Annotated in this window: 15 protein-coding genes; 6 read left to right on the forward strand and 9 right to left on the reverse strand. The window is 37.6% G+C overall.

Annotated features, from left to right (window positions below):
- Positions 1-149: 149 nt before the first annotated feature.
- Positions 150-1,961, forward strand: coding sequence for a protein kinase domain-containing protein (locus RF53_RS06165; protein ID WP_039036956.1), 1,812 nt, complete (start codon positions 150-152; stop codon positions 1,959-1,961).
- A gap of 52 nt (positions 1,962-2,013) precedes the next feature.
- Here RF53_RS06165 and RF53_RS06170 read toward each other — a convergent pair whose 3' ends face one another.
- Together RF53_RS06170 and RF53_RS06175 are read right to left on the reverse strand one after the other, a co-directional pair.
- Entirely contained in the window at positions 2,014-2,535 is a 522-nt protein-coding gene (locus RF53_RS06170) for a hypothetical protein (protein ID WP_039036957.1), read from the reverse strand.
- Positions 2,536-2,538: 3 nt separating this feature from the next.
- The gene (locus RF53_RS06175) at positions 2,539-3,543 is read right to left on the reverse strand and encodes a YHYH protein (protein ID WP_039036958.1); all 1,005 of its coding nucleotides are present in this window, start codon (positions 3,541-3,543) and stop codon (positions 2,539-2,541) included.
- A 158-nt stretch (positions 3,544-3,701) separates the two neighbouring features.
- On the opposite strand from RF53_RS06175, the gene RF53_RS06180 reads away from it, so the two are divergent.
- Positions 3,702-4,133: a DUF3859 domain-containing protein gene (locus tag RF53_RS06180; RefSeq protein WP_039036959.1), complete on the forward strand. Its 432-nt coding sequence runs from the start codon at positions 3,702-3,704 to the stop codon at positions 4,131-4,133.
- A 136-nt stretch (positions 4,134-4,269) separates the two neighbouring features.
- Here RF53_RS06180 and RF53_RS06185 read toward each other — a convergent pair whose 3' ends face one another.
- The 3 genes from RF53_RS06185 to acuR all read right to left on the reverse strand — a co-directional run bounded on the left by RF53_RS06185 (position 4,270) and on the right by acuR (position 6,436).
- Positions 4,270-4,686, reverse strand: coding sequence for a VF530 family DNA-binding protein (locus tag RF53_RS06185; protein WP_008126969.1), 417 nt, complete (start codon positions 4,684-4,686; stop codon positions 4,270-4,272).
- Positions 4,687-4,758: 72 nt separating this feature from the next.
- Positions 4,759-5,751, reverse strand: a complete 993-nt coding sequence (gene acuI, locus RF53_RS06190; RefSeq protein ID WP_039036960.1) for an acrylyl-CoA reductase (NADPH) — start codon at positions 5,749-5,751, stop codon at positions 4,759-4,761.
- A gap of 49 nt (positions 5,752-5,800) precedes the next feature.
- Positions 5,801-6,436 (reverse strand): acrylate utilization transcriptional regulator AcuR, encoded by a 636-nt coding sequence (acuR, locus tag RF53_RS06195; RefSeq protein WP_039036961.1) that lies wholly within the window; start codon positions 6,434-6,436, stop codon positions 5,801-5,803.
- A gap of 365 nt (positions 6,437-6,801) precedes the next feature.
- On the opposite strand from acuR, the gene rmf reads away from it, so the two are divergent.
- Positions 6,802-6,972, forward strand: coding sequence for a ribosome modulation factor (gene rmf, locus RF53_RS06200; RefSeq protein ID WP_004586522.1), 171 nt, complete (start codon positions 6,802-6,804; stop codon positions 6,970-6,972).
- A gap of 68 nt (positions 6,973-7,040) precedes the next feature.
- On the opposite strand, the gene fabA is transcribed toward rmf, so the two are convergent.
- Positions 7,041-7,556, reverse strand: coding sequence for a bifunctional 3-hydroxydecanoyl-ACP dehydratase/trans-2-decenoyl-ACP isomerase (fabA, locus tag RF53_RS06205; RefSeq protein WP_006792937.1), 516 nt, complete (start codon positions 7,554-7,556; stop codon positions 7,041-7,043).
- Between the two features lie 203 nt (positions 7,557-7,759).
- Here fabA and RF53_RS06210 point away from each other — a divergent pair, with 203 nt between their 5' ends.
- Genes RF53_RS06210 through RF53_RS06220 form a run of 3 tightly spaced genes read left to right on the forward strand, consistent with a single transcriptional unit; the run spans position 7,760 to position 9,865 of the window.
- Positions 7,760-8,617, forward strand: a complete 858-nt coding sequence (locus tag RF53_RS06210; protein WP_039036962.1) for a 6-carboxytetrahydropterin synthase — start codon at positions 7,760-7,762, stop codon at positions 8,615-8,617.
- Positions 8,610-9,428: a M23 family metallopeptidase gene (locus RF53_RS06215; RefSeq protein WP_039036963.1), complete on the forward strand. Its 819-nt coding sequence runs from the start codon at positions 8,610-8,612 to the stop codon at positions 9,426-9,428. The genes RF53_RS06210 and RF53_RS06215 overlap by 8 nt, the downstream gene beginning before the upstream one ends.
- A 5-nt stretch (positions 9,429-9,433) precedes the next feature.
- Complete coding sequence (locus tag RF53_RS06220; protein WP_039036964.1) at positions 9,434-9,865, forward strand: acyl-CoA thioesterase; 432 nt, start codon at positions 9,434-9,436, stop codon at positions 9,863-9,865.
- A gap of 180 nt (positions 9,866-10,045) precedes the next feature.
- On the opposite strand, the gene RF53_RS06225 is transcribed toward RF53_RS06220, so the two are convergent.
- From RF53_RS06225 to RF53_RS06235, 3 genes are read right to left on the reverse strand one after another with little or no spacing between them, the layout of a single operon-like run.
- Positions 10,046-11,368, reverse strand: a complete 1,323-nt coding sequence (locus RF53_RS06225) for a Na+/H+ antiporter family protein (protein ID WP_039036965.1) — start codon at positions 11,366-11,368, stop codon at positions 10,046-10,048.
- Between the two features lie 8 nt (positions 11,369-11,376).
- Positions 11,377-13,353 carry a transglutaminase family protein gene (locus RF53_RS06230; RefSeq protein ID WP_039036966.1) on the reverse strand — a complete coding sequence of 659 codons (1,977 nt, stop codon included), beginning with the start codon at positions 13,351-13,353 and terminating at the stop codon, positions 11,377-11,379.
- Positions 13,350-14,339 carry a DUF58 domain-containing protein gene (locus RF53_RS06235; protein WP_039036967.1) on the reverse strand — a complete coding sequence of 330 codons (990 nt, stop codon included), beginning with the start codon at positions 14,337-14,339 and terminating at the stop codon, positions 13,350-13,352. The genes RF53_RS06230 and RF53_RS06235 overlap by 4 nt, the downstream gene beginning before the upstream one ends.
- Between the last annotated feature and the right edge of the window lie 5 nt (positions 14,340-14,344).

Below are 14,344 nucleotides of genomic sequence, written 5' to 3' on the forward strand. Positions count from 1 at the left end.
TAAACCTTTTGGATGCAACATTGAGTGTTTTATTTTTCAAATAGGGCTTAAGTTTGAAAACTATATTGGTGCTATTGTAATGTCGTTATATAAAACTAATAATCAGAGTGTTAAAACTTACCAGTAATCACATAATTAGAGAGCCTGTATTGAAAGCCAAAGAAATTCGAAATTTTTACATTAACGAAGAGCAATCCGTATATTTGCTGTCGCATCGTGATGCTAAAAAACATCGCCAGTGGCTTAATATTTGTATTAAACAACTTACTTTGCTTGGTTATAAAAATGTAGAAATGATTGGCTCAGGTGCATTTGGGTTTGTATTTGCAGGTGAAGACGACAAAGGCTTGCCTTGGGTGTTTAAGTTTTCACGGATTACGCTTGCTCAAAGTGTACGTGACCGTCTTGAAGACGAAGCGTATATGCTTTCACAAATTAATAATCCGCTGGTGCCTAAATTTTATGCGTTTGAGCGCATTAAAAAGCAGGGCATTTTAATGATGGCGCGCGCCATGGGAGAAGACCTTGAAAAAGTGTCGCTTAAAGAGGGGCGATTTAGCGCGGCTAAAATAATGGCATTAGCCGTTAAATTACGTAATGTGTTACTTGATTTAAGTAACCACAAAAATGGCTTAAGTGCTCAACCAATTGTGCATGGAGATATAAAACCTTCAAATTTGGTGTGGGATGCGCAAACAGACGCTTTATCTTTAGTTGATTGGGGGAGTTCGGTATATGCCCAATTACACAGTAACGGTGAGCCCGTAGCCAGTAACTTTATGGATTTAATGTCGGGAGATTTAAGTACGACTAATGCGCGTATGGGTGATGTGTACTTTATCGGCGAAGCGCAAATGTCGGGTGAGCAATCATCCCCGCGGTTTGATGAACAAGGTGTTGCAGCAACTTTATATGCATTAGCGTCTGCACAGTCTTGCCGATTTGGTGCGCAGGCTATTCCTGCAATTTCTTTAGGGCTACCTAAAGAGCTTGCTAACGTTATAGACGGCATGCTCAGTAAAAGTAAAACAGTACGTGATGCTGCAGGTGATTACTTTATACGTAATATACCAACAATGGCAAAAGCGTATTTACCCGATCTTAAATTAACACAGCAAAAAGCCGCCATCCCGTTTTGGTACGGTACCGATGAAGCGCCAGATACTGTAGTTTATAGCTCGCGTAAACAGTTTTTACGCCAAGCTGACCACAACCAACAGTTACTAGATGTAAATGATGCCCAGTTAGACCGATACTACAAAGAATTTTTATTTGATACTGGCGACACCGAAAAAGCATTTTTGGCCTCCATAAGCCGGCTTGCCAAATACCCAGCCGTGGGTGGGCTTAGTTTTCATTGGAAAGATGAATCGTTGTTTATTGAGTCGTCATTAATAATGCACGATGAGTCACTAGGCAAAGCATTTACAGATTCAATAAACAATACAGTGATGTTAGCCCAAGCAATTAACCAAAAAGGGCTATTTAAATGTTGTTTATTTGATGCACGTAAAACCATTCAATTAGAGCGAGATGGAACCGGTGCATTTAAGTTTGATAGTCTTCCTGAGCTAGATTATGAAGTTGTGAGCGTTAAAGCTAACGAAATAACCCGACCACATTCATACTTTGAAGATGGTAAAGATCCCGATGAGCAATTACAGCTGCCTAAAAAAGTTATTAAATGTGTATTTGAGCTAAACCAAATACACCATACCGGTTGTATTATTTTTGAAGCCTTGCCCGACAGAATGAAAATTCACCACTACTACAGGCTACTCGACTCGACAAAAGAGGCCGAATTTAAACGTTTGTTAAATAAACTAATGCAATATGCTGTAAACATTACCGATGTGGGCGTTGCGGGCTTTATGAAGCTACCCTATAAAAATACACGAGAGTTTGATTTGTGTGCACAACAAGCTGAGCAATTCTTTCCTAAAAACCCAAAACGCGTATAACGTGTCAGCCTTTGTAATGGGTTTATTTGGCTTGGTAAATCAGCCTAATACTTTAAAATAACTCACTATGCGGAGACAATGGCTCTAGCTCAAATTGATGAATAAGCTGTTGCTGTTTATTGGTAGCGGTAATTTTATAAGTTTGTTTACTACGGTTATTGGCAAATAAATTAATATTGAATTTTACATTGTTTGTCATTAGAGGTGTGAATCTGCCGGTAATGGTAATTTGATCAACAAATGTATTGTTACCGCTGTGCACCGTTTCTGGGTGTAATAACAGCCCTTCAATCGAAAAGCGATATTGCTGATCAGACAAATACACGTGCTTTTTAACCTGTTTACTAATGTGATTACGGTATTTATTAAATTCAGTGATTGAAAGTGTCCCATCATTGTTTTCGTCAACGCCTAACAATGACGACGCAGGAAGCGACAGCACAACAAACACATGCTCTTCAACAACATTAAGAGTGCCATGTTGTGCAACTATTAAGTGCGCATGTGTTTTTTGAGATATACAAAAAGCGATAATAATTACCCCAATGTTATGTATTAATTTTGAAAGGCGCATAACTTAAAGCTCTCCTTTTACACAACGCTGAAAAAACGGGTAAGTGTCAGTTGCATAGTAGTGATAAATACCATCTGGAAATTCCGGTGTTACGCCAATACGGCCATTGCATTCATCTAAATCGCCTGAACCTGCAACGTATTCCCAGTCTTGTGCAAATGTTCCTAATGGGTATATGTCGGTAGAAGGTCTGTTTGTACTGACTGTGGTAACGTGTTGGTAACTTCCTGTCATTGCAACGAGTTCAGAAGTGGCGTCGGTTGAATCTGAGTAACCATAACGTGCATAAATAGGAAAGCCATCTGCAGCCCAGCCTATTAATGTCATGGTTGTTTCATTACCGCCTTGCATTGTTATAAACCCTTCGGGCATTCCATGGTAATGATACGTCCCATCTGGTTGCACATGGGCATTGTTAGCATCTGTGCCAAAACTAAATGTAGTTTGGCTTAAAGCTTCTATATTCCAGTTGCCGCTATTATCACCTAGGTCGCAATTTTCACCTGAGTCATCACAGCTACCACCTGTGCCGGCATCAATTTTAACGCCATTTAAAACAAGCCCTGTTATACCGCGAGGGCCGCCCATCATTGTAGCGGATGATGATTGAATCGGTGTTAATGTAAAGCTTTCATTTACTGATTGTTCTGAGATGGTATTGGGGTTAGCCGGATTAGGAAAAGTGCCTACGTCGTGGTCAGGAATTCCATTAGCAATAATGTCACGCGTTGTGCCTGTGCATGTCCAGTCAGCTGAGCTTGTTGTTTGCACAGAGTCAGCGTTGTTGTATTCGTTGTAAGCGTACTCACATAAAACATTGTATGTAGAACCATTTGCATCAATATTTGAACCGTCAGCTATTGTGCTATCAGTTATTACGTCGCTTATTGAAGTGCTTTGCTCAGAACCACCGCATGCAACAAGTGATGAGATTGCAGTAAAGCCCACAATTAGTTTAAATTGTGCAACTGAATTTTTAGAAATACTATTTACTAGGGATGTACTCATAACTTTGAACTCACTGATAAAGAGATCAAAATATTATTCTGTAATTGTGCAAGCAATGTGCAAATATAAATGAAAATTATGTAAGTAAACTTTTATATAAGACTAAACCAACGGTTTATTATAAAATTTTGGTATATAAGTAAGTACAGGTTGGATAAATGGCAAAGTTAAAACCCAGCGTTACGCTCCAGAGTTATGGTATTTATTCAACTTGGGATAGTAGTAGCAAGGCTCTTCCACAAATTGAGCAATTTACTACCGATGTGGTTGCTGAAATAGACGTAGAATTTGGGCTGATAGTAAATATAAAAAAAGCCAAAGGTGAAAAACTGCATTTTTGTATTTACCATCCAGACATACCTAACGAAGAGGGGGATGTTATGCCGCCTTTTGAAGGCGTTGAATACATTAAAGATAACGATTGGCACTTTTATCTTGGTGATACATTGTGGGAGCCTATTGGCAATAAGCTAGGTCCATGGCGAATGACTTTAACGCTTAATAATAAAATAATTGCAGATAAAACATTTAATGTTGCATTAGAAGCGCAACAAACAGAAGTAGATTTTTGGAAAAAGCGCGGGTACTAGTTCCTAGGCACAACGGCAACATAGGTTTAAATAAGCTAACTTATTCGGTTTACATAGTTATAGTGCTGCAACGCTAAGAACTAGTTACAACAAGGCATAAAAAAAGCCAATAAAAATTGGCTTTTTAAACTCACTCTTAATTACCCCAAGGGTTACTTGGATTAGACCGTTGTTTGCGTTCTCGCGCACGTTGTTTAGTGGCTTTTTTAGCTTGAATGCGTTTTGCGTCACTAAAGCTTAGTTCACAAGGTTCACCTGGTTTATGTTCGGCCGGTATAACACGATCACGCGGCGGTAACTCGTACTGAACATCATCTGGTTTAGGCAAGTTTTTAAGGCGGTATAGGTAAAAATTTTCTACTTTTTCTTGTGCCCATTGGGTTTTACGTAAAAATTTTACAGCAGATTTAATATCTGGATTATTTTTAAAACAATTAAGCTGTAAGTAAGCGTGCAGGAGTTCCCACCCATATTGCTCAACCAGCTCTTCCACCACTTGTTCTAGTTTTACGCCTTGCAGTGGATTATTACTGAAAAGTTCTTGGTTGCTCATAGGTGTTGCCTCGTTATTAAAATACAAAGTGTATTATAAATTTAATAACGAGGCTTTAATAGTGTAAATAGCCTAACCTTGGCAATTAACTACAACGCGGCCACGAATTTTACCTTCCATGAGTTGCTCGGCGTTTTCAATTACTTGTTCGAGTGTAATTTCTGTTGAAATTTTATCTAAATAGTCAGCTTTTACTAATGTAGCTAACCTTTCCCATGCTTCAATTCTGTCTGCTTTTGGTCGCATAACACTATCGATTCCAATAAGTGAAACACCTCGTAAAATAAAGGGCGCGACTGATGCGGGTAAATCCATGCCTTGAGCTAATCCACACGCAGTGACTACACCACCGTATTTAAGCGACGCACAAATATTTGCAAGCGTATGGCTGCCAACAGAATCTATAGCTGCAGCAAAACGTTCTTTTTGAAGTGGCTTCCCCGGGTTTGATAACTCATCTCTGTTAATTATTTGAGATGCACCAAGTTCTTTTAAGTATTCGCTTTGATCTACTCGTCCTGTGGCGGCGGTTACGTTATAGCCGAGCTGACTTAATAAATAAATAGCAAAACTGCCAACACCACCGTTTGCACCTGTAACTAAAATTTCACCATCGTCAGGTTTAACTCCTTGTTTTTCGAGTGCTATAACGCTCAACATAGCGGTATAACCGGCAGTCCCAATTTGCATTGCTTGTTTTGGACTAATAGCAGCGGGTAGGGGAATTAACCAGTCACTATTTAGCGCTGCTTTTTGTGCAAGGCCGCCCCAATGTTTTTCGCCAACACCAAAACCGTTTAAAATAACATGATCGCCATTTTTAAATTCATCGCTGGTGGACGTTGTTACAGTGCCTACTAAATCTATACCGGGCACCATCGGAAAGGTTCTCACTACCGGCCCTTTACCTGTAATGGCTAGACCGTCTTTATAGTTTAATGTGCTGTACAACACATTTATTGTGGTATTTTCGTCAGGTAAATCATTTTCGTTAAGCTGCGCTAAAGAAGCGCTGTAGTTATTGTCTTCTTTATTAATAACAATGGCTTTAATTGGGTTATTCATATCATATCCTTTTAGACCGATCGTCTTTTAATTGGTAAATAAAAATGCATTATGTAAGTAATGCACGCAAAAACATTTCAGTGTATAGCGTAAGGGGTGTACTTGACTTGGTAAGTTTTGCTCGCATTACTGCGCCTTCCCAACCAATCCAAAAGTACTCGCTCATTAATTGTGTATTTACAGTTTTAGAAATAGTGCCTTGCTGTTTAGCTTGATTTAAACAGTTTTCAATTTGTTCTTGCCAAGCTGTGTAGCTTTGCATTAAGCGATTTTTAAATTCATCGCTTAAGTGATTTAATTCTTGGTTTAAATTACCGACTAAGCAACCGCGTTTGTAATCGTACTTACCCATGCCTTTAATAGCACTTTGTGTAAAGTTTACTATGCGTTCCAGTGGGGGAATATTTTGTTGATCAAGGTAATGGTTTAGCTTTGCAATAAAGTAACTGTCGTAGGCGTCAACCAACGCAATGCCATAGGCTTCTTTGCTTTTAAAGTAATGGTAAAAAGAGCCTTTGGGTACTGAGGCTTTTTTTAATATTGTATCGAGTCCTGTGGCACTAAAGCCAAACTCTGTTAACGTTTCTAAACCCGTACGTATAAGTAACGCTTTAGTATCGGCGTTATCTCTGGCTATTTTAGGAGGACGGCCACGTCGTGGAGATACTGTATTATTTTTGTTCATACCTACATATTAGACCGATCGGCTTTTAATGTGCAAGTACTAAATTCATCTGTTTAAAAATATTTTATGGATTACATTTTTGTTTGAACTTCAGTTATTTTTATTAGTCAATAATTATGGTTGATACACAAATTGTGCGACTTAGTAATTAATGGTTTTAGATAGATACTTAAGTTGTATATTGTAGTGGTATGACCAGCTTGATTCTTTAAATGTTAATTCATTTTTGCATCAGCAGCTTAGTTAATGTCAAACAATTTAATTTTTTTTGTTATTTGAACTTTACATTTTTATTAACTATTCATTAATTGTAGATTTCACTTATGCTACAAAATATATAATTAAAAAAGGTGAGGATAATACCGATGAAGAGACAGAAAAGAGATCGTTTAGAAAGAGCTCATTCTCAAGGTTTCAAAGCAGGTTTAGCAGGTCGTTCTAAAGAGCTATGCCCTTATCAACAGATAGATCCAAAGTCAGAGTGGTTAGGTGGATGGCGAGAGGCAATTGAAAATCGAAATATGTATAAAACCTAACTATTACCCAAATTTAAGCAAAAAGTCCTCCAAATTGGAGGCCTTTTTGTATTTATATTGTAAATCTATTAAAAAGACGTGGTGTCTTGAAATAAACCAACTTTTAAATCTTTGGCTTCATATATTACGCGGCCGTCTACTTCAACAGTGCCATCTGCAACACCCATGAAGAGCTTACGTTTAATTACGCGTTTCATTTCAAGGCGGTAGGTTACTTTTTTAGACGTTGGAAGTATTTGGCCTGTAAATTTAACTTCACCTACACCTAAAGCGCGGCCAAGACCAGGGCCACCTGACCAACCAAGATAAAAACCCACTAGTTGCCACATTGCATCAAGGCCTAAACACCCTGGCATAACAGGGTCACCTTTAAAGTGACAATCAAAAAACCAAAGGGTCGGGTCAATATCAAGCTCAGCAATTATTTCACCTTTACCGTGGCTTCCACCATCAGCATTTATAGAGGTAATGCGGTCCATCATTAACATGTTATCGCTAGGTAAACGACAGTTGCCTTCACCAAACATTTCACCTTGACCACATAGGATCAATTCTTCTTTTGTATAGCTGTTTTTAGGTTCCATAACTCTTTATCTTCGCTTAGAAATTGCCCGTACTTTAGCGTACACTTGTACGCTAAACAACTCGGAGCAGTTAAATACCTACTATATTGAGTATTAAATCATCAATCAAACAATGCGTTAGGTTTTTGCTTTATAAAACCGCGCAATTACAATCAAAAATCATTATAATTAACGCTGTCTTATAACTAGTCTAAAGGAAGTTTATGATCCTTTTTGTTAACTCACTTACTGTGATAGATTTTTCTTACTTATGTAACAAACGCGGCGCCGTTGGCGAGAGCTGGATTGTTGATTTAACTTTGCACGGTAAACTTAACGACGAGTCTATGGTGTTAGACTTTGGATTAGTTAAAAAACAAATTAAAGGTATTATTGATGAATGTATTGATCACCGTTTAGCTATTCCTAATAGCATAAATGGTTCAGTGACTGAATTTGATGAGCACAAAACACTAGATTGCACTTTTGGCGACAACCACCACTTGGCAATGAGTGCACCGCATCAAGCCTATTGTATGATTGATGCCGATGAAATTAATGTGGAGTCGGTAACTGCATTTTTAGTTGATACTATTTTACCTAAGTTGCCCTCAAACATAGAAAAAATAGAGTTATCGTTAAAACCAGAACATAGCCAAAGCTTTTATTATCATTATAGTCATGGTCTTAAAAAACATGATGGTAATTGCCAGCGCATTATTCATGGTCATCGTTCTCAAATAGGTATAAGCCTAGACGGTATCTCCATGCCACGCTTACAAAAAGAATGGGCAATGCAGTGGGAAGATATATACCTAGCAACAAGTGAAGACCAAATAGAACCGCAAAACTTAAAGCATATTAGCGCAAGAGATAATGATGTTTGTTTTGCTTATACATCAGCTCAAGGTTATTTCGAGATGGCCATTAGTGAAACGCGCTGTGATATTTTACCGATAGACACAACCGTTGAATGTATTGCGGGGTATATTGCAGGGCAAGTTAAAGCCAAGCACCCTGAACAAAATGTTAAAATAACCGCGTATGAAGGGGTTGGCAAAGGAGCAATTAGTTATGCTTAAGTCACTTTTATCTGCGTTGGTTTTAGCAACATTTAGTGTAAATTCGTTAGCTGTTGAGCTAAAAGGACACCTGACTCAAGGCGGCTTAGTTACAGGAAAGCTTAGCGATGCGCAGTCTGTTAGTTTAAACGACACACCGTTAAAGCTTTCAAAAAATGGTGATTTTGTATTTGGTTTTGGCCGTGACGCAAAAACAAATCATACACTTAGCTGGGTTGATACGAATGGCAAAAAGCATACCCAGAATCTTATTATTACCAAGCGTGATTACAACATTGACAAAATAACGGGTGTTGCAAAAAAATACGTTTCTCCGCCTAAATCTGTAAGTGAACGTATAAGCAGAGAAGCGGTTGCGGTAAGAAATGCCCGTGCTGTTAATTCAGACCTTACTTACTTTTTAGACCCAGTATTAAAACCTGCACAAGGGCGAATTTCGGGTGTGTATGGCAGCCAGCGTTACTTTAATGGTGAACCACGTCGCGCGCATTTTGGTTTAGATATAGCTAACAAAACTGGTTCGCCAGTGTATGCGCCAATTGGTGGCACTGTTGTTTTTGCAGAACCCGATTTATATTATTCTGGCGGAACACTTATTTTAGATCATGGCCATGGTATTACCTCTACTTACATACATTTAAGTAAGTTAGATGTAAACGTGGGTGATAAAGTTAAACAAGGTAATAAAGTTGCTGAAATTGGTGCAACCGGCCGAGTTACAGGCCCGCATTTAGATTGGCGCTTTAACTGGAAAGGCGAACGCCTTGATCCAGGCTTATTAATGCAAGATACGTTAGCCAACAAAAAGTAGAGACTATGACAGACGTAAATAGCGATGCAATTATTGCTCAGCGTATAAAAGATTCAACAACATCAGTTACAAAAACGGTATTCCCAGGGCGTACCAATCATCACAATACACTATTTGGTGGCGATGCATTAGCATGGATGGACGAGGTTGCATTTATTGCTGCAACGCGTTTTTGCCGTAAGCCCTTGGTAACTATTTCTTCTGATAGAGTAGACTTTAAAGAAGCAATACCTGCAGGTACATTTGCTGAACTAATAGCTAAAGTTGTGCATGTTGGTAACACTAGCTTAAAAGTAGATGTTGATATACTGCTTGAAACAATGCACAAAGATGATAAACACTCGGCTATAAGCGGTAGTTTTACATTTGTTGCTGTAGATGATAATCATAGGCCAACACCTGTTGTTTGCGCCAAAATGATTAACGGGTTTAAGTAAAATTAATATAAAAATATAAGCACCCGAATAGGTGCTTATATTTTAGCTGCATAAGAACACATCATACTTCAATTGTGTTAAAGTTAATCTTAACATCGAAATTATATGTAGAATAAAATTAAACAGGGAATAAGAGGCTTATTACATAATAAGCCTCTTAAATTGAAGGTTTTAGGATACTCAAAGTACCATTGCTGCAATCCAGCCAAATAGTAATAGTGGAATATTAAAGTGTATAAAGGTTGGGACTACCGAATCCCAAATATGGTCGTGCTGACCATCTGCGTTTAAACCAGATGTTGGCCCAAGTGTTGAGTCTGAAGCAGGGGAGCCCGCATCGCCTAGAGCGCCCGCAGTACCGACTAAAGCAGCTGTTGCCATTACTGAAAAACCAAGCTCTAGGCATAAAGGAACAAATAAGGTCGCAATAATTGGTACCGTTGAAAAAGAGCTTCCAATTCCCATGGTGATAAGTAAACCAACTAATAAAATTACCGCCGCTGCTATAGGCTTATTTCCATCAAACAAACTTGCACCGCTGTTGACCAAGCTTTGTATATCACCCGTCGCTTGCATAACTGATGCAAAACCTTGTGCTGATATCATGATAAAACCAATCATGGCCATCATGGCAACGCCTTTACTAAATACGTCTCCATTTTCTTCCCATTTAACTATACCAAATAGGCTAAAAATCATAACGCCTACTAAGCCGCCAAGTATCATTGAGCCACTTATATTTTGCGCAATTAACGAGGTAATAACTGCAAAAGAGCCAACTAACATGACTTTTTTTGGATTTTTTATAGGTTCATGGTTGCTCTGGTTAGTAACTGTGATCGATTTATAGGTACGTTGTTTTTTATAAGTAAAAAATACAGCAATGAGTAGGCCAATAAACATTCCTAACGCAGGGATAATCATTGCTACGGGTACACCGGTATTTACAATTTGAAGGCCGTTATCTACAAGATTTTTATGTAAAATTGAATATAAGTATATCCCACCAAAACCATAGGGGAGTACCATGTAGGACGAAGCTAAACCAAATGTTAAAATACACGCGATGGCACGTCGATCGAGTTTTAATTTATTAAATACAACCAACAAAGGCGGGATCAAAATTGGGATGAACGCTATGTGCACGGGCACCAAGTTTTGTGATGAGATAGCGCACGCTAATATAATCATTAAAATAAAATAACTAAGTAATGTTTGGCTGCCTTGCCCTCTAGCATCTACTTTAGCTAATAATTTATCTGCTAATATGCGGGTTAAACCAGACTTTGATATTGCAACTGCGAATGCGCCAAGCATTGCATAACTTAAGGCAATTTCAGCGCCTGCTGACAAACCTGAATTAAATGCATCTAAACTTTCTTTTATTCCTAAACCAGCAGTTAACCCAGCAACTAAAGCAGACAGTGTCATAGCTACAATAACGTTGACACGAACCAAAGTGAGCGCAAGCATTAAAATCACGCCAACAACAACAGCATTCATAGTTTTCTCTATTTTGAACTTTTAATTAATTTTATCAGATCTTTAGCTTTGGTTTTGCGCTCTTTGGTAAACGGTTTGTTAGCATAACGGCTGTTTTCGAATAAATGTTTAAATTCTATAAGCTCCTTAGACGCGTTAGGCCTTTGCTGTGCCATATGATCAAGTTGTTGTGACGGACTAAGAGAGTCGGCCAATGTAATTTTGTTTTTATTTCCCCAATCAAAAACTTCATTATAGGCTTTAACTATAGGTGGGAGTTTAACTGGTTTTGCTTTTGGCCAGTTTAAATAGACAAAGTAAATTGCAAAACTTAACCCAGCTGTTATTAATACAACTAAAGGCACCAGCCAACTTTTTTTATTACCAAAGATGGATTTTAAAAAATCATTTTGTTTTTCTTGATCAAAGCCAAGCACCCAACTAGACCATTGATAATCTAGTTGCTCGAGTTCAAGCCTTAACCAGTTTATTGCTGCAAAGTTGCTTAAGCTAACTAAGCCGAAATCTAAATTATTTTTAAATTCTTCGTTTAGCTCTTGGTTTTGGGAAAGCGATCCATTTAACCGCTCGGGAGCAACAACAGCAGTGGCATCAAAAATAGTCCAGCCAGTATTTTGTAAATATACTTCAACCCAAGCATGGGCGTCGTATTGGCGAACAGTGAGCGTGTTATTGTCGCTATTATATTCACCACCTAAATAACCACTGACGACACGTGCAGGTATGCCTGCAACCCTAAAAATATAAGCAGCGGCACTGGCATAATGCCCGCAAAAGCCTCGTTTATTATCAAATAAAAATTGGTCAAGTGTGTTATCGCCACTCATTGGGGTCGGCGTTAATGTATAGGTAAAGTTTTGCTCTACAAAGTACGCTAGTAATGCGTCATAAAAAGCCTGCTCATTGGTGACTTGTTCTTTTAACTGTAAAGCAAACTTATTAGTTTTAATATTTTGCTTTAAACTTAAAAATGTATATCTATTTCTTTCAAATTCGTTAAGTGAATCTACTGAAAATTGATAACTTGCCACATCATATTGCAGGCTTTTTGCTTGGTAACTGTTTTTCCTTAATAATCCAAGCGCATTAGCGCTTACATTTTTACTATTGCTGGTTGAATAAGTTAAGCCATAAAGCCATTTTTGCGTTGCAGGTTCTGCAATGACTGAATAGTTTGCAATAAGTATGCTTTTTTCGGATATTAAGTTTTGGTTTGTTTGTTGGTTACTGTATTTTAAAAAATCAGACGCAAGCCATGCATTGCCATTAAATTCATCATGAATAATTGCACGCCAATAGTAAGGTGTAGCAGGCGGGGGATTATTAAAAGTAGCTCTAAATACTAGTTCATCTGAGTTAGACAATTTAGCAATATCAAACGGATCTACTTGCTCAGAAAGCCCAGTTTTAGCAAGTTTTGGCCCGGGTAACTGCCAAAACGCAGGCATTTTTGGTAAAAACAACAGTAAAAAAACAGCCAGTGGTAACGCCATTAATAATAACTTTGAACTTTGTTTAGCGCTTATTTTTAAGTTGTGTTTAGATTCTAATAAACCCATTACTGAAAAATTTAATACATATAAAAAGCTAACAACAGCAGTGGTAAATATAGTTTGGCTAAATAAGTAAACCGACGACAATGAAAAAAAAGTAAGGGTTGTAATTACCTGATAATGCTTTTTATTTTTAGCTTGTAAAAGTTTAAATAAGCTTGATAACAACAGCATGGCCACAAACAATACTACAGTATCGGACATTCCTATTGTAAATATCATTAAACCCAAAGCACCAGCGGCAAGTATGTTTGCAAGCCATGCATTAGGCTTTGCGGTATTTTTGGCTGTAATAACTGCATTCCATAGGCATAAGCCAGCTAATACACTAATAAATGGGAGTGGCAGGTGTGCTATAAAAAATAGAACTAAACAGGCGTAAATAAAACACAAAGAGAAGTTAATTACTTTTTCATTTTTAAGTTCAATCATTGCTTTTCACCTGCAAATGAACTTAAGCATTCTAAACAGTGTTGCTTATGGGTTTGGCCAGTATTAATACTGATTAAAGTGCTTGGCAGTTTTAACATGAAAGGGGTGTTGTGCTCAGTGGCTTCACACACTAAATAACACAACTGGCTAAGACGTTGCTCTGTAGCACCACTCATTAAATTAAAATCAAACAAAGCATCAGTCGCTTTAAAATCTACAAAGTCTTTGACTAATAATTGCTTTGTTTTAGCAAAGTGTTTCCACGATATTCTGCTTAAGCCCATTTCGGGTTGATGAATTAATAGATTGTCGAATTCTTCAGTTCCCGATTTTTTTGTCATTCCATTTTGTGTATTTTCATCTTGTGAAGAAATGTGTGCATCGCTTAATACGTATTCGTGAGCAGGGTAAACAAAAGTTTTAGTTTGTACTTGTAAATAGCTCCATACAGATACCAAACCAAAAGGATAGTTACTGGCTATTTTTATTCGTTCTAATTTGTAGCAACCTCGTGTTTCATACGGAAGCGGTAAACTGCTACTAATCGATTTATTTGAAATTTCATCATGATGTGTACTTGCTTTTAAATCATTGTTATAGGTAATAGAAATCGATTGGCAGATTGAATTACTATGTAAGTTCAATTTTAAAATGGGTTGTTGTGGAGAAAAACTCGGTAATACTTTATCAAAAGTTACTGTTAAGCCTTTCGCATTGCTGTATCCCATAAAAACTGCTAATACAATGACCACGAACATCAGATACGACATGATCAAAATTAAATTATTTTGATAATTTATACCCATTACAAAGTTTAAAATAGCCACAATAATAAAATACCACCCAAGGGATGATGGCAAAACATAGATTGTGTTGTGCTCTAACGTAATTGAATTTTTTTGGTGTTTATGTTTTAAAAATTTATCAAAAACAGAACGTTTTAAAGATGCAAATATGCTTAAGCGTTTTGATTTTTTAGATGGCATAAAAG

It is taken from the genome of Pseudoalteromonas sp. ECSMB14103, assembly GCF_000813065.1.
GTDB classification, from domain to species: Bacteria; Pseudomonadota; Gammaproteobacteria; order Enterobacterales; family Alteromonadaceae; genus Pseudoalteromonas; species Pseudoalteromonas marina.